The sequence below is a fragment of the Neorhizobium sp. T7_12 genome (genome assembly GCF_002968535.1).
Lineage (GTDB): Bacteria > Pseudomonadota > Alphaproteobacteria > Rhizobiales > Rhizobiaceae > Neorhizobium > Neorhizobium tomejilense.
The window spans coordinates 194858-213511 of record NZ_PVBK01000005.1; the positions used below are offsets into that span (position 1 = coordinate 194858).

General features: G+C 61.6%; 17 protein-coding genes and 1 tRNA gene. 10 read left to right on the forward strand and 8 right to left on the reverse strand.

Annotated features, from left to right (window positions below):
- Positions 1–24: 24 nt before the first annotated feature.
- The gene (locus C5J26_RS14325; protein ID WP_105402350.1) at positions 25–1443 is read right to left on the reverse strand and encodes a phosphomannomutase; all 1419 of its coding nucleotides are present in this window, start codon (positions 1441–1443) and stop codon (positions 25–27) included.
- 237 nt (positions 1444–1680) lie between these two features.
- Here C5J26_RS14325 and C5J26_RS14330 point away from each other — a divergent pair, with 237 nt between their 5' ends.
- Complete coding sequence (locus C5J26_RS14330) at positions 1681–2007, forward strand: hypothetical protein (protein WP_105402351.1); 327 nt, start codon at positions 1681–1683, stop codon at positions 2005–2007.
- Positions 2008–2519: 512 nt separating this feature from the next.
- Here C5J26_RS14330 and C5J26_RS14335 read toward each other — a convergent pair.
- The 3 genes from C5J26_RS14335 to C5J26_RS14345 all read right to left on the reverse strand — a co-directional run bounded on the left by C5J26_RS14335 (position 2520) and on the right by C5J26_RS14345 (position 6008).
- Complete coding sequence (locus C5J26_RS14335; RefSeq protein ID WP_105402352.1) at positions 2520–4427, reverse strand: methyl-accepting chemotaxis protein; 1908 nt, start codon at positions 4425–4427, stop codon at positions 2520–2522.
- Positions 4428–4437: 10 nt separating this feature from the next.
- Positions 4438–5427: a cytochrome-c peroxidase gene (locus C5J26_RS14340; RefSeq protein ID WP_105402353.1), complete on the reverse strand. Its 990-nt coding sequence runs from the start codon at positions 5425–5427 to the stop codon at positions 4438–4440.
- A 491-nt stretch (positions 5428–5918) separates the two neighbouring features.
- A tRNA-Ser gene (locus tag C5J26_RS14345) sits at positions 5919–6008 on the reverse strand.
- Positions 6009–6230: 222 nt separating this feature from the next.
- Here C5J26_RS14345 and C5J26_RS14350 point away from each other — a divergent pair.
- The 9 genes from C5J26_RS14350 (at position 6231) to deoA (ending at position 15067) form a co-directional block, all read left to right on the forward strand.
- Positions 6231–6557, forward strand: a complete 327-nt coding sequence (locus C5J26_RS14350) for a hypothetical protein (protein WP_105402484.1) — start codon at positions 6231–6233, stop codon at positions 6555–6557.
- Positions 6558–6808: 251 nt separating this feature from the next.
- The gene (locus tag C5J26_RS14355) at positions 6809–7801 is read left to right on the forward strand and encodes a BMP family protein (protein ID WP_046602960.1); all 993 of its coding nucleotides are present in this window, start codon (positions 6809–6811) and stop codon (positions 7799–7801) included.
- A gap of 76 nt (positions 7802–7877) precedes the next feature.
- Positions 7878–9401 (forward strand): ABC transporter ATP-binding protein, encoded by a 1524-nt coding sequence (locus tag C5J26_RS14360; RefSeq protein ID WP_105402354.1) that lies wholly within the window; start codon positions 7878–7880, stop codon positions 9399–9401.
- Positions 9402–9492: 91 nt separating this feature from the next.
- Positions 9493–10596 carry an ABC transporter permease gene (locus tag C5J26_RS14365; protein ID WP_105402355.1) on the forward strand — a complete coding sequence of 368 codons (1104 nt, stop codon included), beginning with the start codon at positions 9493–9495 and terminating at the stop codon, positions 10594–10596.
- 4 nt (positions 10597–10600) lie between these two features.
- Positions 10601–11572 (forward strand): ABC transporter permease, encoded by a 972-nt coding sequence (locus C5J26_RS14370; protein ID WP_105402356.1) that lies wholly within the window; start codon positions 10601–10603, stop codon positions 11570–11572.
- Positions 11573–11576: 4 nt separating this feature from the next.
- On the forward strand, positions 11577–11969 hold the full coding sequence (locus C5J26_RS14375) for a cytidine deaminase (RefSeq protein ID WP_105402357.1): 393 nt from the start codon (positions 11577–11579) through the stop codon (positions 11967–11969).
- Between the two features lie 10 nt (positions 11970–11979).
- The gene (locus C5J26_RS14380) at positions 11980–12768 is read left to right on the forward strand and encodes a purine-nucleoside phosphorylase (RefSeq protein WP_105402358.1); all 789 of its coding nucleotides are present in this window, start codon (positions 11980–11982) and stop codon (positions 12766–12768) included.
- A 213-nt stretch (positions 12769–12981) separates the two neighbouring features.
- A complete protein-coding gene (deoC, locus tag C5J26_RS14385; RefSeq protein WP_105402359.1) occupies positions 12982–13752 on the forward strand; it encodes a deoxyribose-phosphate aldolase in 771 nt (256 codons plus the stop codon).
- Positions 13753–13756: 4 nt separating this feature from the next.
- Complete coding sequence (deoA, locus tag C5J26_RS14390; RefSeq protein WP_105402360.1) at positions 13757–15067, forward strand: thymidine phosphorylase; 1311 nt, start codon at positions 13757–13759, stop codon at positions 15065–15067.
- Here deoA and C5J26_RS14395 read toward each other — a convergent pair whose 3' ends face one another.
- The 4 genes from C5J26_RS14395 to C5J26_RS14410 form a co-directional block, all read right to left on the reverse strand.
- Positions 15068–15583: a TIGR02281 family clan AA aspartic protease gene (locus C5J26_RS14395; protein ID WP_105402485.1), complete on the reverse strand. Its 516-nt coding sequence runs from the start codon at positions 15581–15583 to the stop codon at positions 15068–15070.
- Positions 15584–15707: 124 nt separating this feature from the next.
- Positions 15708–16337, reverse strand: coding sequence for a uracil phosphoribosyltransferase (gene upp / locus C5J26_RS14400; protein WP_046667258.1), 630 nt, complete (start codon positions 16335–16337; stop codon positions 15708–15710).
- A 61-nt stretch (positions 16338–16398) separates the two neighbouring features.
- On the reverse strand, positions 16399–17415 hold the full coding sequence (locus tag C5J26_RS14405; RefSeq protein ID WP_105402361.1) for an adenosine deaminase: 1017 nt from the start codon (positions 17413–17415) through the stop codon (positions 16399–16401).
- The gene (locus C5J26_RS14410) at positions 17412–18632 is read right to left on the reverse strand and encodes a phosphopentomutase (protein WP_105402362.1); all 1221 of its coding nucleotides are present in this window, start codon (positions 18630–18632) and stop codon (positions 17412–17414) included. The genes C5J26_RS14405 and C5J26_RS14410 overlap by 4 nt, the downstream gene beginning before the upstream one ends.
- Positions 18633–18654: the final 22 nt, after the last annotated feature.

The window sequence follows — 18654 nt, forward strand, 5'->3', positions numbered from 1 at the left end:
CGGCAGTTATCGTCCGATTATCGCTCAAATTTTTGCAGCCCAGGCGCGGATGAGGTTCAGCCCCTCGTGCAACAGGGCGCTCGCCTCGCCTACCGTCCCGGCTTCCACATAACAGCGCATTTCCGGTGCGTTGCCCGATGGCCGCAAATGCACGATCCGGCCATCCTCAAGCGTCACCCGCAGGCCATCGATATCGCTTTTGGCAGCGACTGTCGAAATCGGCGCGAGGAACGCCGCAAGATTGTCGTCGGATTGCCTGAGATGCGCCATCAGCGCGGCGCTCGTTTCCACGGGAAAATTCTCCAGCCGGTCGGCCGCCGCAAACGGCAGGCGGAAACCGGCGGCGATTTGGGACAGGGGCTTCTTCTCGCGCGCAGCGAGCACAAGCGTCGCCAACACCGGCAGAAAACTGTCTCGGGTGGGAAGTGGTGAGAGCGTGCCGGTACCGGTTTCGAAAGGCGAGGCGGTCAGAAGCCCGCCATTCGCCTCGAAACCCATGACGCCCGTCTTGCCGGCTTCGAGTGCTGCGAGCATGCCGGAGATGACGAACGGCGATCCGACCTTGGTGCGGACGGTCTCGAAATCCCCGGCCACCTCGATGCCCGAATTGGAGGTGACCGGCGTTACGACGACCTGCGCCTTCAGGAACTTTGCCGCGATCAGGCCCAGAAGGTCGCCGCGCAGCGGTTCTCCCGTCTCGTCGGAAACCAGCGGCCGGTCGCCGTCGCCGTCGGCCGAGATGATCGCGTCGAGCCCATGTTCGCGCGCCCAGCCCTTGAGGAGGCCGATCGTCTCGACGGAGACCGCTTCCGTATCGACCGGAATGAATTCTTCGGACCGGCCGAGCGGCACGGCGTCTGCGCCGTAGCCTTCAAGGACCCGCACCATGAGATCTCGGGCGACCGTCGAATGCTGATAGACCCCGACCTTGAGGCCGGCGAGCGCACCCGCGGGTAACATTGCCATATTGCGGGCGAAGAACAGCGCCTCGGCTTCGGCCGAATGATCCGGCGCTTCGCCGGGCGTCTTGTCGATTTCGCTTCTGTCCAGTTCGGCAGCGATCGCGGTGATCCGCATCTCGTCCTGTTTGTCGATCTCCCCATCCGGCCGGTAGAACTTGATGCCGTTGCGGTCCGCGGGGATATGCGAGCCGGTGATCATCAGCGATGCGGCCTTGAGCTGAAGCCCGTAGAGCGCGAGCGCAGGCGTCGGCACCGCGCCGCAATCGATCGGCGAAAGTCCGGCGCGCTTCAGCGCCCCGATGCAGGTGGCGGCAATGTCGGGGCTAGACGGGCGGAAATCGCGGCCGACCAGCACGGCATCACCAGGTTTTGCCGCGCCCGTTTCCAGGAGATGCCGGGCGAAGGCCTGGGTGTAGAGCGATGAAGCCCGCCCCTCCAGGTCAGTCACAAGGCCCCGAAGACCGCTCGTTCCGAATTTCATGCGCTACCCATCAAAGGAGACTCCAAGGATGACCGTCCTAGTTCATTTCCTATGAAGATAAAGTTGAAATTGGCAATACCCCAAATCGGCGGTGTGCCGCCATAAGCTCTTTCCGCAAAGCTTGGCGAGCCAGTCCAAATGATGTTATCCTTTACGGCATGATCAGGCCTTGTTCCGGATATTTAGGCCCTGTTCGTGAGTTCGGCTGCTTCGGGTTCGAAGCTTGGGAGAGCCGTGATGCAAGCGAATATCGCAAAAAGCGTTGCCTTCGTGGTGCCGATTGCCGGCCTCGCGTTTCTCATGGCCGTGGGCGAGCCGGCCGACGAGGCGTGCCCGGGAAACCTCGCGTTTGAGAAATCCCGCCAGCTCGTTGAACAACGCCCCGATATCATCGATGTCGCCTGGGGCAATCTTCGCTGGATCGCCAATTGCCGGTTCTCCATTGGCGGCCATGCCGACATCAACACCGACAAGGGCCTGGACCGTAGGGATTTCGAGCTCGTGATCGCTTTCGATCCGCAGCTGCGCCGTTGGCAGCAGGTCAGCTTTTCGATCTCCCAATAATGCAGAGCGCGCCGCAAACCAGCCGACCCCGCAAGCCATGTCGGGGTCTAGCGGGTCGGGATCGATTTATCTGCCTCGACAGACGCGTGTGGTCTTGGTGACCCACCGCCCATGATGGCGGTACTCGACGCTCCGGACCCTGCAGTGCGGTCGGTAATGGTGCCTGGAATACTGCCGGTAGTAGGGGCGATGGTAGCGATGGTACGGCCGATAGTGGTGTCCGGGCCGATATCCTCGATCGCCAATCGTTATGCTGAAGCTATCGGCGAGGGTCGGGGCTGCGGTCGTGGTGAGACATCCAAGCCCGATGATGCAGGCGGCAATGAACTTTTTCATTCTCTCCTCCTTCGGATTGGCCGCTGGATTGGCGGTTTCCGTGAAGGTAGGCCGCGGAAAATGAACGAAGGCTGACGGCTGTGTTCATGTTCCGTGAGAGTTGCCAGCCGCAGCAGAGCTTTCCGATGAAAACTCCGCCCGTATCGACAGCGAAACGCCCTGCGGCGGCGCCTGTCTCAGGCAGCCCGGCCCGATCTGGTGCGGGATTGCCCCCGATTGTCGATGCGGAACAGATTGACGATCTCGGCCAGGGCCTCCATTTCCCGGCTTGTCCTTTCGGTGGAGGCCGAAAGATCACCGACGAGCCGGTTGCTATGGGCATTGAGCTCGTCGAGATCTTTCATCGCGCTCGACAATTGCCGAAGATTGGCACTTTGGTTGTTGCTCTCGCTGGTTATCTGGCTGGAAAGCGAAGAGACGAATGCGATGGACGAGACGATCTGGGAAAACTGCTCGCTCGCCTGGCGGACCAGTTCGGCACCTGCCTTCACCTCCGCCTGACTTTTCTGAATGAGCGCTTTGACTTCGTTGGAAGCATTGGCAGTCGACTGGGCGAGGGAGCGCACCTCGGTTGCGACGACCGCGAACCCTCTCCCGCTTTCGCCTGCACGCGCGGCTTCGACCCCTGCGTTGAGCGCCAGCAGGTTCGTTTGGAATGCGACATCCTCGATGACGCCGATGATTTCGGAAATCTTGCCGGAGGAGACGGTGATCTGGGCCATGGCGCTTTCCGCGCCGTTCATGACATGGCTGCCGTTTTCAGCCATCTGGCTGGTATCCGAAATCACGCTGGTGGCCTCGCCAGCCCGCTTGGAGTTCTGGCCGACGGTTTCGGCAACAGCGTTCGTTGTCACAGCCGTTGTCTGAAGCATCGACGACTGGCGCGTAGACCGCCCGTTCAATTCCGTGGTTCCGCGCAGAATCTCGTCGCTGGATGCCGAGACGGACGCGCAAGCATCGGCCAGTCGTGACACGACCGCCGAGAGGCGGCTCGTTACAGCGTTCGCATTGTCCTGAAGCTCGGCAAATGCGCCTTTGTGGACACCTTCGAACCGGATCGTCAGGTCGGCATTGGCAAGTGCATCCAGGACGCGGCTGGTTTCGTTGAGCCCGCCTTCGAAGCTCGATATCAGCATATTGAGGCTCTGAGCCAGCTCGTGATGTTCGGGACGGTCGAACGGGCCGTTGACCCGACCGGAGAAATCGCCCTCGGTGGCCTTGTTGACGACGCCGCGCACCTGGCTCTGCAGCAGCCGGGCTTCCGCCGAGACATTTGCGAGGCTGGCGGTCTGGGATTGCGCTTCCTTCTCCAACGTATCACGCATCTGGGCATTTTCCCGGAACACGGCCAGGGCATCGATCATGGCGCGAATTTCCTTGGCACCCCGCCGTTTTGGCACGACGACCTCGATGTTGCCGCCCGCAAGCAGCTTCATCGACGCGGTGATCCGCACGATCGGACCGGCAATCCGCTGGGCGACGAACAGCAGGATGACGACGCCCACCACCGCGAGAGCGGCGGCGGTCGTCAGTTCGTTGCGTATCTCGGTCTCAAGCGTGTCGCCGGCTGACACAACCCTGTCGGACGCCGCCTTGTCCACTATCGTGTTGATGTCGAGAATCCTTGCCAATATGGCCGTGCGCGAGCGGGTAAGCTGCTCGGTCGTCGGAATAGCGTTCGCCCGATCGAGCCCGAGCATGATGCGCACATTGCTGCGCCATGCAGCATGCAGTTCGGTGAGATTTTTGACGTCGTCGGAAACGGCGGGCGATAGCGAATTACGGCTGAACTCGGCAAGCGTCGTCTCCAAAGCGCCATTCGTGGTGTCAAACCGCTTCTTGACCTCTTCGACCGAAACAAACGTCGTCATCGCCAGGAGATTTGCGACCACGCCCGACACGTTCTCGAACTGTGCTCCGGTCCTTGCAGCCAGCGTCTTGGCGGCAATCGCGTCTTGCACGACGCGTTCCACATGCGCCTGGCCGTCGATCGCCTGCGATCCGACGAGAGCGGCAGCTCCCAGGCCCGCGAGAATGGAGAGAATGAGGGGAAGAAGGATCTGGAATCGGACTGAAAGTGCCATGGCGTGCTACTCAGTTTGGTAATGTCGGCAGGAGCAAATCCTGCTGCTCGGGAGTGAGGGTCTTCAGGAAAGCGATCAGGTCTTCCCGCTCGTGATCGGTCACGAAAAATGGAGATATGTGATCCGAGCGTGACGGGCTTTCGGTACCGCCGCTTTCGTAGTGAGCAATCACGTCCTCCATGGTCGCCAGGCTGCCGTTATGCATATACGGGCCTCGATAGAGGGTGTTGCGAAGGCTGGGAGTCTTGAAAGCATACAAGGCTTTGGGATTGTTCGGCTCCACCTTGGCCCGCCCTATGTCGCCTGTGGGCAGCCCGGTATTGTGAAACTTGTGGTCGGTGAAATTCCAACCCGTGTGACAGACGGAGCAATTTGCCTTTCCGGTAAACAGTTCAAACCCCCGCTTGGCACTGTCTGGGACTGCGGCCTGGTCGCCGTCCACCCAGCGATCGAACGGCGACCACGCGGAAACAACGGTTCGTTCATAGGTCGCGAGCGCCGCCAACAGCGTCTCCTGGGTCGCACCCTTGTCCGGGAATACCTGCTTGAACCAGCTGTCGTAGTCGGAAATGGAGCGCAGATCGGCCACGATCTGGTCGAGCTTGCCGTTCATCTCCGCCGGTGCCGTGATCGGTCCTGCGGCTTGCGCCTCGAGCGTCGGCGAACGACCATCCCAGAACAGGGAAGTGGTCCACGCAACGTTCAGAATTGTCGGTGCCTGCCGGGACAGATGCGTGTTGGCTGCACCCACCGGCGTCTTGACCGGCACTTCGAAGCCGAACGACGGATTGTGACAGCTGGCGCAGTTCATGTTTTTCGCGCCCGACAGCCGCGGATCGAAAAACAACATCTTTCCGAGCGTCGCCAACTGCAACGAATAGGGCGTCACCTTGTCGAAGGGGATAGCGAGAGGCCGCTTGAAATCGGCAAGATTTCCAGCTGTCGCGCCTTGGAATGACACGGCTGAGAAAAGGGCTATGCAGAGAACCGAACGGCGCATGGCTGAATTATCCAGAAGGTGAACTTAGCGCTCGATGACCGGATTAGCCTGGTTGGAGCCATCTGGTTGTCGTCTGAAAGGAAAGTAACCAAAAAGAGTAAAATCTTTGCATAACGAATTTCTAACTCAACCTATTATTGAAAAATTGGCAATTGATAAGAAACGGCTTCAACCCGGCGTTCGTATCGGGCGGGGCGTATATCCAGTTGAAGGGCCTGACATGCCTCGGTTCGACAGCACGCGTGATGCGCATCCTTGCGTCTTTTGTCTTCCATCCCCGCATCTCAATACGGCTGCAGGCACACAACCGATGCCGGCCGAATCGAAAACTCTTTGAATGACGGCTCGAATAATTCTTGGAGATCTCGCGATGGTTCCGCGGAATAAGCCAGTGGCGGGCTCGAACACTATCCGAGCGGGACGCGAGGCGATCGAGGGCATCAGCGCCCGGCCAGCAGGTACGCAGAAGAAAAAGTTATTTAGAAAGCCAATGGCGGACAAGGTGGGATTCGAACCCACGGTACGCTTTCACGCACACACGCGTTCCAGGCGTGCGCCTTAAACCACTCGGCCACCTGTCCTTGGTTGCTTTGCGTCGTCTGAGAAGCAAAACGTTGGAACGGCCGCGATATATACCGATCAATTCCCCGGGATCAACCCGAATCTGAACGTTTTTTGACAGTGGGCGGGAAAACCTTCCTGGCCGCGTTGCCAAGCCTCGGCGCGCGGACTATTTCTTCTGCCATAAATGCCGTCGTGCTGCAGGCGGCGCGACCGTGATCAACGACGCGGGCTTGTTCGGAATGGCAGTCATACGGTTCGTCTTCCATCTGCTCAGCGGGCTTGCGCTGGCTGCCGCGATCGTTGCCGGCACGCTGGATTCGATCCAGTCCGTCTCATCCTCCTCGGTGGTGCTGACCAGCCTTGGCAACGCGTGGCTCAATCTCGATCCGGAAAGCCTGACGCTCGCGGAATTCGTCGTGAGCACATATCTCAGTCAGGATATCTGGCGGCCCTTTGTGACGCCGGTGCTGGCGCAGCCGGCATTCGTCGTGTTCCTGGCAATCGCCCTGATCTTCTGGATGGCCGGATACAGCAGGCCGCATTTCGCAGGGCGGTTTTCCGCCTGAAGGGCTGGCCGTGCCAGCTCCCTTGGCGTCACGGCTAAAGCCGCGTGTTTGTGCAGTTTTTCCACAGCATTGTCGAAGTTTTCAGCAGGTTCGTTGTTTTTTACCAGTTGAAAAAAATCTCGTGAATTTTTCCGAAACCCGTGCAAGAGTGACCGAAGCCAGACCCTTGAAGAAAAAGGGCCGGTGGCCGCAGACATGCCCGGAGAACGGGATTGCGGGGGGACCTAACAGCTAAAAAACAGGGCTGCACGATGAAGAAAACCCTTTTGAGCCTCATTGCCATGGCTGCCATGTCGGCAACCGCGCTTGCCGCGGATATCAAGCCGGCGCTGGTCTACGGCACGGGCGGCAAGTTCGATAAATCCTTCAATGAAGCCGCTTCGGTCGGCGCCGAAAGGTTCAAGAAGGAAACGGGGATCGACTTCCGGGATTTCGAACCGACCAGCGACACCCAGGGCGAGCAGGCTATCCGTAACTTCGCAAGCCGCGGCTTCAACCCGGTGGTCGCCGTATCGTTCGCCTGGACCTCGGCCATGGAAAAGGTAGCGGCCGAGTTCCCGGACACCAAGTTCGCGATTGTCGACTCGGTCGTCAACCTGAAGAACGTCCGCTCTATCCTCTATAAGGAGGAAGAAGGTTCCTACCTCGTTGGCCTTCTCGCCGGCATGGCGTCGAAGACCGGGAAGGTCGGTTTCGTCGGCGGCATGGATATCCCGCTGATCCGCAAGTTCGGCTGCGGTTATGTCCAGGGCGTCAAGGCGGCCAAGCCCGATGCGCAGGTCTTCCAGAACATGACCGGCACGACCGGTGCTGCTTGGAACGACCCGGTCCGGGGCGGCGAGCTCACCAAGAACCAGATCGATCAGGGCGCCGACGTCGTTTACGCGGCTGCCGGCGCAACTGGCCTCGGCGTGCTGCAGACCGCTGCCGACAACAAGAAGCTGTCGATCGGCGTCGACTCCAACCAGAACCACCTGCATCCGGGTTCGGTTCTGACTTCGATGGTCAAGCGCGTCGATCTCGCCGTCTACAATGCCTTCAAGGACACCAAGGAAGACAAGTTCACGGCCGGCATCCAGGCTCTCGGCGTCAAGGAAGACGGCGTTGCCTACGCGCTCGACGACAACAACAAGGCACTGATCACGCCTGAAATGAAGACCGCTGTTGAAAAGGCCAAGGCCGACATCATTGCCGGCACCATCAAGGTGCACGACTACATGTCGAACAAAGCCTGCAACAAGTAAGGTCGGGTTTCGAGGGGCGCAGGGCGATGATGATCGCCATGCGCCCTTTTTGCATATCAGGCGGAAGGGCGAACCATTGAGCCTCGATTCTCCTAAGGAGCACGCGATCGAGCTTGTCGGCATCGACAAGAAATTCGGTACGGTACACGCGAACAAGAACATCAATCTGACGGTCGCCAAAGGCTCGATCCACGGTATCATCGGGGAGAACGGCGCCGGCAAATCGACCCTGATGTCGATCCTCTACGGCTTCTACCAGGCCGACCATGGGGAGATACGCATTTCCGGAAAGCCGGTGACGATCCGGGATAGCCAGGCAGCGATCGCGGCGGGCATCGGCATGGTGCATCAGCACTTCATGCTGGTCGAGAATTTCACCGTGCTGGAAAACGTCATGCTCGGCGCCGAAGGTGGCCAGCTCCTCGCCAAGGGCGTCGCGAGCGCCCGCAAGGAACTGAAGCGGCTGGAGGACGACTACGGCCTCGAGGTCGATCCGGATGCGGTCATCGAGGAACTGCCGGTCGGCAGCCAGCAGCGCGTCGAAATTTTGAAGGCGCTCTATCGCGGCGCCGACATCCTCATTCTTGACGAGCCGACCGGGGTGCTGACCCCGCCGGAGGCAGACCACCTTTTCAAGGTCCTGCGCGTGCTGCGCGATCAGGGCAAGACGATCATCCTCATCACCCACAAGCTGCGCGAGATCATGGCGATCACCGACACGGTGTCCGTCATGCGCCGCGGCGAAATGGTCGCGACCCGCAAGACCGCCGAAACGACCGTCGAAGAGCTCGCCGAACTGATGGTCGGCCGCCGCGTCCTGCTGCGCGTCGAAAAGGGAGCCGCCCATCCGGGTGGGGTCCTGATGTCGGTCAGGAACCTGACGGTCAAGGACAGCCGCGGCGTCACCATGGTCGACGACGTCTCCTTCGACGTGCGGGCCGGCGAAATCGTCGGCATCGCCGGCGTCGCCGGCAACGGCCAGTCCGAGCTCCTCGAAGCGATCGCCGGCATCCGTAAGCCGTCGTCCGGCGAGATCTTCATCGATGGCAAGCCCGTCGCCGGGGTCGATCCGGCGGGCCTGCGCGATCTCGGGCTTGCGCATATCCCGGAAGACCGCCACCACATGGGCCTGGTCCTGAAGTTCGAGGAATACGAAAACTCGATCCTCGGTTATCACCGCGATCCCAGATACGGCCGCGGGCCGCTCCTGGACCTTGAGGCGATGCGGAAGGATGCCGAGGAGAAGATCGGCAAATACGACATCCGCCCGCCGAACCCGCGGCTGCGGACCGCCAATTTTTCCGGCGGCAACCAACAGAAGATCGTCGTGGCGCGCGAGATCGAGCGCGACCCCAAAATGCTGATCATCGGTCAGCCGACCCGCGGTGTCGATATCGGCGCCATCGAATTCATCCACAAGCGGATCATCGAGATGCGCGATGCCGGCAAGGCGGTGCTGCTGGTCTCGGTGGAGCTGGACGAGATCCGCTCGCTCTCCGACCGTATCCTGGTGATGTTCGCGGGCAAGATCGTCGGCGAAAAGTCGGGCGAGGCAGGCGAACAGACGCTGGGCCTGATGATGGCCGGGATCGCCGCATGATGTCCGGAGTAATGACGCTTTCAGCAATGACCTATCCGGAGCATGGAATGATTGGACTTTCGGCGGCAGCACCGCGGACGAGGGCAGGGGCATGACCACCGCATCCGTTCCGCTTCCCGCCTGGATCAATTACGGCCTCATTCCGCTGCTCAATCTCGTCCTGGCCTTCTTCTTTTCCGGTCTGGTCGTCTGGGCGATCGGCGAAAGCCCGTTCGAGGCGCTGCAACTGCTGTTGGTCGGGGCGCTCGGCCGTGGCGAGGGCATCGGTTTCACGCTGTTCTACACGACGAGCTTCATCTTCACCGGCCTTTCGGTGGCGGTCGCGATCCATGCCGGCCTGTTCAACATCGGTTCGGAAGGCCAGGCCTATCTCGGCGGCCTTGGTGCGGCGCTCGTGGCGCTCGCCATGGACCGCTATGTACCCTGGTATGTCACCATGCCTTTCGCGGTGATCGGCGCTGCGCTGTTCGGGGCGGCCTGCGCCGCCATTCCCGCCTGGCTGCAGGCCAAGCGCGGCAGCCATATCGTCATCACCACCATCATGTTCAATTTCATCGTCTCGTCGCTGATGAACTACATGCTGGTGCGCGTGCTGATCGTGCCTGGCAAGATGGCGCCGGAAACCCGCACCTTCCTGCCCGGCGGCCAGCTTCCCAAGCTCGACTGGCTGATCGCCATGTTTGGCGGCAAGATCGGCGCGGCACCGCTCAACTTCTCGTTCCTGATCGCGCTGATCATGTGCTTCCTGGTCTGGGTACTGATCTGGCGCACCAAGCTCGGTTACGAAATGCGCACGCTCGGCATCAGCCCGACGGCTGCGAGTTACGCCGGCATCCGCTATTCCAAGATCGTCATGATCACCATGCTGATCTCCGGCGGCCTTGCCGGCATGATGGCGCTGAACCCGGTGATGGGCGCTTCCGCCCGCCTGCAGATCGAATTCGTCGGGGGCGCCGGCTTCGTCGGCATCGCCGTCTCGCTGATGGGCCGCAATCATCCGGCAGGCATCATCCTGGCGGCACTGCTCTTCGGCATTCTCTATCAGGGCGGGGCCGAACTCTCCTTCGACATGCCGGGCATCACGCGTGACATGATCGTCGTCATCCAGGGCATGGTGATCCTGTTCGCCGGTGCGCTGGAATACATGCTGCGCCCGTCCATCGTCCGGCTCTACCAGCAGCTCACCGGGAAGTAGGCTCATGGATTATTTCGATATTTTCATCAGCATTCTCGGCTCGGCAGTTCGCCTCTCGATCCCGCTTCTGTTCACGGCACTTGCCGGCCTCTTTTCGGAACGCGCCGGCATTTTCGACATTGGCCTGGAAGGCAAGATGCTGGCATCCGCCTTCGCGGCGGCCTGTGTCGCCTACTGGACCGGCAATGCCTGGTTCGGCCTGCTCGGCGGCATCAGCGTGTCGATCGTGTTTTCGTTCGTGCACGGCTTTGCCTCGATCACCAATCGCGGTAACCAGATCGTCTCCGGCGTGGCGCTGAATTTCGTAGCTGCCGGTCTGACGATCGTGCTTGGACAGGCCTGGTTCAGGCAGGGCGGGCGCACCGGCCAGGTTCCACCTGAAGGCCGCTTCTCGTCCATCGTCCTGCCGGGCGCCGACATGATGCGCGACGTGCCGATCATCGGCCCGCTTTATGCCAACGTGATCTCAGGCAACAACGTCCTCACCTATATCGCCTTCCTGATGGTGCCGATCTCCTGGTGGGTTCTCTATCGCACCCGCTTCGGGCTGCGCCTGCGTGCCGTCGGTGAAAATCCGGGTGCGGTGGATACCGCCGGCATTTCGGTTGCCTGGATGCGTTATCGCTCGCTGATCGTCGCAGGATTCCTCTGCGGTTTCGCAGGCACCTATCTGTCGATCGCCCAATCGGCCGCCTTCATCAACAACATGTCGGCCGGCAAGGGTTATATCGCGCTCGCGGCGCTGATCTTCGCCAAGTGGAAACCGGTGCCGGTCATGCTCGCCTGCCTGCTCTTCGGTTTCCTCGATGCGTTCGCCAATTTCATGCAGGGCAAATCGATGCCGCTGATCGGCGAAGTGCCGGTACAGATCTTCCAGGCGCTGCCCTATATCCTCACCTGCGTATTGCTCGCCGGTTTCATCGGCACCGCTCGTCCGCCCAAGGCCGGCGGCGTGCCCTATACCAAGGAGCGTTGATCAGATGTCTCACGACCTTTTCGAAGCCGCCCGCGACGCGATGGCCAAGGCTCATGCCCCCTATTCGAAATTCCCGGTGGGCGTGGCGATCCGCGCCGATGATGGCAAGGTCTATCTTGGCGCCAATATCGAGAACATCTCCTTCCCCCAGGGCTGGTGCGCCGAGCCGACGGCGATCGGCGCGATGATCATGGGCGGCGGAAAGAAGATCGTCGAACTGGCGGTGATCGCCGAAAAGCTGGCGCTCTGCTCGCCCTGTGGTGGCTGCCGGCAGAAGATCGCCGAGTTTGCCTCCGCCGGTACGCGCATCTATCTCTGCGACGATCTCGGCGTGCAGAAGACCGTCACCATGGCGGAGCTTCTCCCTTATGCTTTCGAGACGGACGCGATCGGCTGAGGCGGTGGACATGAGGCAAGTCATCGATCTGCTCGTTGATCGCCTGGATGGCCTGGTGCCGCGCCACGCGGTCGTGCTCGGTTCAGGCCTCGGTTCGCTTGTGAACGAGGTGACGGAGGCCGTCCGCATCCCCTATGGCGCGCTCGACGGTTTCCCGGCGAGCGGCGTCACCGGGCATGCGGGTGAGATCGTCGCCGGTTATCTCGGAGCCGAGCCGGTTATCATGCTTTCCGGACGCGCTCACTATTACGAGCGCGGCGATGCCAAGGTGATGCGTTTTCCGATCGAGGTGATGAAGGGCCTCGGAGTCCAGTCGCTGATCCTGACCAACTCGGCGGGATCACTTAAGGAGGATATGCCACCAGGCTCGGTGATGCAGATTTCCGACCACATCAACTATTCCGGTATGAACCCACTGATCGGCGAGGAAGGCGACGGGCGTTTTGTGGGCATGACCACCGCTTATGATGCCGACCTCGCGCTCGACATGCGCAATGCGGCGATCCGTTGCGGCGTCCCGTTGTTTTCCGGGGTCTACATGTGGTTCTCCGGACCGAGCTTCGAGACGCCGGCGGAAATCCGCATGGCGCGCACGCTTGGCGCCGACGCGGTCGGCATGTCGACAGTACCGGAAGTCATCCTCGCACGCTATTTCGGGCTCAAGGTTGCGGCCGCGTCGGTCATCACGAATTTCGGCGCAGGCATGACCGGTGCAGAGCTCAGCCACGCGGAAACCAAGGACATGGCCCCCATCGGTGGGCAGCGACTGGCGGCTATTCTGAAAGAAATGTTGGCCTGATTACACGATGTATTTCAATCGGATACGTCCCGTGCGGCCATGCGTTCCGCCGGTGTGGCTTGCATCTAATCGTTTGAACGGTAAATATGACCAGGCGCATGACCCAGAAGTCGAACAGACTTTGGTCGGACCTGCGTCGCCTTTGAATTTACTGGGTCCCTGATGCGGCCAACGGTCGCGCGGCGCAGTAACCAAGCCGGGGAGGCACTCGACATGGAACTCCTGAGCCCGCGCGAGGCGGCAGCCTTCGCGCTATCGCTTCTCGACCTGACGAACCTGCGCGACGATTGCGACAATGCAGCGATCGAGAAACTGTGCCTGCGCGCCCAGACGTCTTATGGCAACACGGCGGCGATCTGCATCTGGCCGCGTTTCGTCGCCCATGCGCGCCAGATCTTGGGCCCCGAACATCCGGTCCGCATCGCGACCGTCGTGAATTTTCCGTCGGGCGATCTGGCTGTCGCGACCGTGATCGAAGAGACGCGGCAGGCGATCGAGCACGGCGCCGACGAGATCGACATGGTCATTCCCTATCGCAAGCTGCTCGCGGGAGACGAGGCCGCGGTGACCGAAATGGTCGAGGCCGTCCGCGCTGCCTGCCCCGATGCGTGCCTGAAGGTGATCCTCGAGACGGGCGAACTCAGGGACAGCGCGCTGATCCGCCGCGGTTCCGAACTGGCGATTGCCGCCGGCGCCGATTTCATCAAGACGTCGACCGGCAAGGTCGCCGTCAACGCGACGCTCGAAGCTGCCGATATCATGCTGCAGGCGATCCGGGATTCGAAAAAGCGGGTCGGCTTCAAGCCTGCCGGCGGGATATCGACTGTTGCCGACGCCGATCTCTACTTCCGGCTTGCCGAAACGATCATGGCTCCGAACTGGATCATGCCATCCACCTTCCGGTTCGGCGCATCCAGCCTGCTTGACGATATTCTCGGCGTGCTGAGCGGCGGCACCACTGTCCGCGCATCAAGCGGCTACTGACAGGATGATCCCGCAGGAGATCATCCGTCGCAAACGCGACGGAAAAGTCCTCGCCGGCGAGGAGATCGCAGCCTTCATCGCGGCCCTGACAAAAGAGGAAATCTCCGAGGGCCAGGCGGCTGCCTTCGCCATGGCTGTCTTCTTTCGGGGCATGTCCCGCGATGAGACGGTAGCGTTGACGCTTGCCATGCGTGATTCCGGGACTGTCCTGAATTGGGATGGCCTTGGCCGCCCGGTAGCGGACAAGCACTCCACCGGCGGCGTCGGCGACAATGTCTCGCTGATGCTCGCGCCGATCGTTGCCGCCTGTGGTCTTGCCGTCCCGATGATTTCCGGCCGCGGGCTCGGGCATACCGGCGGCACCCTCGACAAGCTGCAGTCGATTCCAGGTTACAACGTGATGCCGGACGAGACACTGTTCCGGAAGGTCGTCGACGAGGTTGGCTGTGCCATTATCGGACAGACGAGCGACCTCGCCCCCGCCGACCGCCGGCTCTACGGTATCCGCGACGTGACGGCCACCGTCGAATCCATACCATTGATTACAGCCTCCATCCTCTCCAAGAAACTCGCGGCCGGGCTCGGCAGCCTCGTGCTTGACGTGAAGGTCGGCAACGGCGCCTTCATGGAAAGCCTAGGTGAGGCGGAAACGCTTGCCCGCTCGCTGGTCGAGGTGGCAAACGGAGCGGGCGTCAAGACCGCAGCGTTGCTGACCGACATGAACCAGCCGCTCGCCGATGCGGCCGGAAATGCGCTCGAAATCGTCAACTGTCTCGATTTTCTCGCCGGACTGAAAGCCGGTACGCGGCTTGAAGCAGTCGTTCTGGCGCAGGCCGCGGAAATGCTGGTTCAGGCAGGTGTGGCGCGTGACCTGTCGGCAGCCGAGGAGAATGCGCGACTGGCCCTGAGTTCCGGCGAAGCGATGGAGCGTTTTGCCCGCATGGTCCATGCGCTCGGCGGACCAGTGGATTTCTGCGAGCGGCCGGATGTCTATCTGCAGCGCGCGCCGGTGCAGTTGCGCGTGCCGGCGCCGCGTGATGGATACCTTGTCGCCTGCGAGACCCGCGCCCTCGGCCTGGCCGTGGTCGAACTCGGCGGAGGCCGCAAGCGGGCCGCAGATCCGATCGATCATCGTGTCGGCTTCAGCGCATTGTTGCCGCTCGGTAGTCCCGTGTCGGAAGGCGAGCCGATCGCCATGGTACATGCCAGAACTGAAGAGGATGCCAGGCGGATCGCCGAGGATGTCGCGCGTTTCTACACGATCGCTGATGCTCCGGTCGCAGCCGCGCCGGTCATCTTGAAGCGCATCGGCTGATCACTGGATCAGCTTCAGGTTCCCGCCTTCCACCTGGAAGGATTTCAGCTTCTTCAAGAAACTCATGCCGACCAGGGTGCCGGTCAGCGCCTTGTCGCGCAGCACGAAGGCATCGACGTCCTTGACGCGCACGCCGCCGATCTCGATCCGGTCGAGGACCACATGCGCCGCCTCGGTGCCGCCATTGGCGGTATTGACGGTGTAGCGGAAATCCAGGCCGTTGGCGCTGTAGCCCAGCTTGCGGGCCGTGCTCTCGTTGATCGCCACCAGGGACGCCCCTGTATCGACGAGGCCATCGACGGACTTGCCGTTCATCCGGAACGTGCCGTTGAAATGTCCGCGCCCATCCGCTTCCAGCGTCACGCTCCCGGATGTCACGGAGACAGGGGTTGCCTTTGCGGGCGCTTCGACGGCGGCCATCGCCTCCGTCGGATGATCGGCACGCTGGATCATCGCTGGGATCTGTGTCGCCAGCAGCGCCGCAACGGCGGCAAAAATGACGGTGCGCAGGAGCATGAACAATCCTCTCGGCATAAACCGGATATCCGCTTCCTGCATAACCGGAAAACCATAAGAAAACGGCCCGCGAAATCTTCGCAGGCCGTTCATTTCAAAGCTTGGTAAGCGAATTCTAAATTAATTACTTTGTACCGTACATGCGGTCTCCGGCGTCACCGAGACCGGGCACGATATAGCCATTTTCGTCGAGATGGCTGTCGATCGAGGCCGTGTAGATCTTCACGTCCGGATGCGCCGCGCGGAAGTTGGCGATGCCCTCGGGGGCTGCAAGCAGGCAGAGGAAGCGGATGTTGTGCGCTCCGCGTTCCTTCAGCTTGTCGACTGCGGCGATCGAGGAGTTGCCGGTCGCCAGCATCGGATCGACAACGATGATCAGCCGCTCTGCGATATCGTCCGGCGCCTTGAAGTAATATTCGACCGGCTGCAGCGTCTCGTGGTCGCGGTAGACGCCGATATGCGAGACTCGGGCCGAGGGCACCAGTTCCAGCATGCCTTCCAGAAGCCCGTTGCCGGCACGCAGGATCGAAGCGAAGACCAGCTTCTTGCCCTCGACGACCGGCGCCTGCATTTGCGTGAGCGGCGTCTCGATGGTTTCCATGGTCAGCTCGAGGTCGCGGGTTACCTCGTAGCAGAGCAGCATAGAGATTTCCCGGAGCAGCCGCCGGAAACCCGCCGTCGAGGTTTCCTTCTTGCGCATGATCGTCAGCTTGTGCTGCACCAGCGGATGATCAATGACAGTGACGCCGTTCATGAGCTTCCCCTTATTGTTTGCCTGTCTCTTCATTCAGGAAAAAGGCCGGTTCCGCAACCCATCAGGCGCGTATGGCCGCCTCATCCCCAGCCTCTGACCCAGCCTGTGCGTCGAACCGGGCGATCAGCTTTGCCCTTGTCTCTTCGTCCACGAAGGCAGCTTCGATCGCCGTGCGCGTCATCTCATCGATCTCGTCATCCGGCATTCCCATGATCGCCGAAGCGATCTCGTATTCGCGGGCGAGCGAGGTGTGGAAGAAGGGAGGGTCATCGGAATTGATGCAGACCCGCACGCCGGCGGCCTTGAGACGTTTCAGCGGGTGGCTATCGAAATCCGGAAACACGTTCAGCGCGATGTTCGAGCCCGGGCAGACCTCCAGCACGGTGCCGAGCTCGACAAGCCGTTCCACGAGTGCCGGATCCTCGATCGCCCGGACGCCATGGCCGATCCGGGAAGGCTTCACCAGATCGAGCGCATCGGAAACGCTGAAGGCACCGCAGACCTCGCCGGCGTGGATGGTCAGGCCCAGTCCGGCATCGCGGGCGATATCGAAGGCGCGGGCATAGTCGGCGACGCGGCCCATGCGTTCCTCGCCGGCCATGTTGAAGCCGGTCACCAGCGGGTTTTTCGCCCGTGCCGCATATTCCGCGGCCGAGATCACCCGGTCCGGGCCGAAATGCCGTTCGCCCGTGACGATGATCCGCGCCTCGATCCCGGTCTTTTCACGCGCCGCATGGATGCCGTCGCAGATGCCGGCAAGATAGGCATCGGCGCCGAGCCCGATCCGGTCTCCGTGATCGGGCGAGACGATGATTTCGCTGTAGATCGTGTTGGCGGCGGCGAGTTCCAGAAGATAGGTCTCGGTCAGCAGCGCGTAGTCGTCAGCCGTTCTGAACAGGCTGGCAACCGCATCGTAGCAGACGAGAAATTCGGAAAAGTCCGACCAGGCATAGGCACCGTCACGCAACACCTTGCTCGCATCGACGCCATATTTCCTGGCTTGGCTTGCCGCCAGTGCCGGCGGCGTGGCGCCTTCGATATGGCAGTGAATCTCGGCCTTGAGGAGGTGTTTGGTCAAAGGAAGCTCCATCCGTTGGGCCCGAGCGGGATCGAGAGATGCGTGGCTATGGTTTCGGCAATGTCCGAATAGCTTGCCCTGATCCCGATCGAGCGGGAGCGGATGCCCGGCCCGAACGCCATGACCGGCACCCGCTCGCGGGTGTGGTCGGTGCCGCGCCAGGTCGGGTCGCAGCCATGATCGGCAGTGAGGATGACGAGGTCGCCCGGCTTCAGCCGCCGATGGACGTCCGGCAGGGCGCGGTCGAAGGCTTCGAGCGCCGCGGCATAACCCGGCACGTCCCGGCGATGACCGTAGAGCATGTCGAAATCGACGAAATTGGTGAAAACCAGATCGCCCAGCGCCGCCTCGTCCATGGCGGCAAGGGTCGCGTCCATCAGCGCCGCATTGCCGTTCGCCTTGATGACGCGCGAAACGCCCTGGTGGGCGAAGATGTCGCCGATCTTGCCTATGGCATGCACCGAACGACCGCCCCGGATCAGCCGGTCGAGCAATGTCGGCTCCGGCGGCGGCACGGAGAAGTCACGGCGATTGCCGGTGCGCTCGAACGTCTCTGCCGTCTCGCCGAGGAAAGGCCGCGCGATCACACGGCCGATATTCATCGGATCGAGCAGCACTCGGACGGTTTCGCAGAGCCGGAGCAGCCGCTCGAGGCCGAAATGGGTTTCGTGGGCGGCAATCTGGAAAACGGAGTCTGTCGACGTGTAGCAGATAGGCTTGCCGGTACGGATATGCTCTTCCCCGAGCCGGGCGATGATTTCGGTGCCGGATGCGTGGCAATTGCCCAGAATGCCCGCAATGTCGCCCTCACGGCAGATGGCATCCACCAGTTCGGGAGAGAAGGCCTCGCCTTCGGTCGGGAAATAACCCCAATCGAACATCACGGGCGTCCCGGCGATTTCCCAATGGCCGGATGGCGTATCCTTGCCGCGGGAAATTTCGTTGGCCGCGCCGTGCAGGCCGAAGATCCGCTCCGGCATCGGCATGCCGGCGGGATAGTCGCCGCTGGCAAGCTTGGCGATTTCCAGAAGCCCGAGCGACGACATGTTCGGCAGATGCAGCGGACCTTCCCTGAGGCCCGCCCGGTCGCCGACGCCGGCCGCGCAGAACTCCGCGATATGCCCGAGCGTGTTGGAGCCCAGATCGCCATACTCGTCCGCATCCGGGGCGCCGCCCACGCCGAATGAATCAAGAACGAACAGGAAGGCACGCGCCATCGGTCACCCGGAAGTTTGAATA

Excerpts from the sequence above, each read along its gene's own strand:
- C5J26_RS14375 (WP_105402357.1), top strand. The coding sequence starts at position 11,577 with ATGTCTCACGACCTTTTCGAAGCCGCCCGCGACGCGATGGCCAAGGCT.
- C5J26_RS14365 (WP_105402355.1), top strand. The coding sequence starts at position 9,493 with ATGACCACCGCATCCGTTCCGCTTCCCGCCTGGATCAATTACGGCCTC.
- C5J26_RS14370 (WP_105402356.1), top strand. The coding sequence starts at position 10,601 with ATGGATTATTTCGATATTTTCATCAGCATTCTCGGCTCGGCAGTTCGC.
- upp (WP_046667258.1), bottom strand. The coding sequence starts at position 16,337 with ATGAACGGCGTCACTGTCATTGATCATCCGCTGGTGCAGCACAAGCTG.
- C5J26_RS14325 (WP_105402350.1), bottom strand. The coding sequence starts at position 1,443 with ATGAAATTCGGAACGAGCGGTCTTCGGGGCCTTGTGACTGACCTGGAG.
- C5J26_RS14395 (WP_105402485.1), bottom strand. The coding sequence starts at position 15,583 with ATGCTCCTGCGCACCGTCATTTTTGCCGCCGTTGCGGCGCTGCTGGCG.
- C5J26_RS14355 (WP_046602960.1), top strand. The coding sequence starts at position 6,809 with ATGAAGAAAACCCTTTTGAGCCTCATTGCCATGGCTGCCATGTCGGCA.
- C5J26_RS14350 (WP_105402484.1), top strand. The coding sequence starts at position 6,231 with ATGGCAGTCATACGGTTCGTCTTCCATCTGCTCAGCGGGCTTGCGCTG.
- C5J26_RS14340 (WP_105402353.1), bottom strand. The coding sequence starts at position 5,427 with ATGCGCCGTTCGGTTCTCTGCATAGCCCTTTTCTCAGCCGTGTCATTC.
- C5J26_RS14330 (WP_105402351.1), top strand. The coding sequence starts at position 1,681 with ATGCAAGCGAATATCGCAAAAAGCGTTGCCTTCGTGGTGCCGATTGCC.
- C5J26_RS14410 (WP_105402362.1), bottom strand. The coding sequence starts at position 18,632 with ATGGCGCGTGCCTTCCTGTTCGTTCTTGATTCATTCGGCGTGGGCGGC.
- C5J26_RS14335 (WP_105402352.1), bottom strand. The coding sequence starts at position 4,427 with ATGGCACTTTCAGTCCGATTCCAGATCCTTCTTCCCCTCATTCTCTCC.
- deoC (WP_105402359.1), top strand. The coding sequence starts at position 12,982 with ATGGAACTCCTGAGCCCGCGCGAGGCGGCAGCCTTCGCGCTATCGCTT.
- C5J26_RS14380 (WP_105402358.1), top strand. The coding sequence starts at position 11,980 with ATGAGGCAAGTCATCGATCTGCTCGTTGATCGCCTGGATGGCCTGGTG.
- deoA (WP_105402360.1), top strand. The coding sequence starts at position 13,757 with ATGATCCCGCAGGAGATCATCCGTCGCAAACGCGACGGAAAAGTCCTC.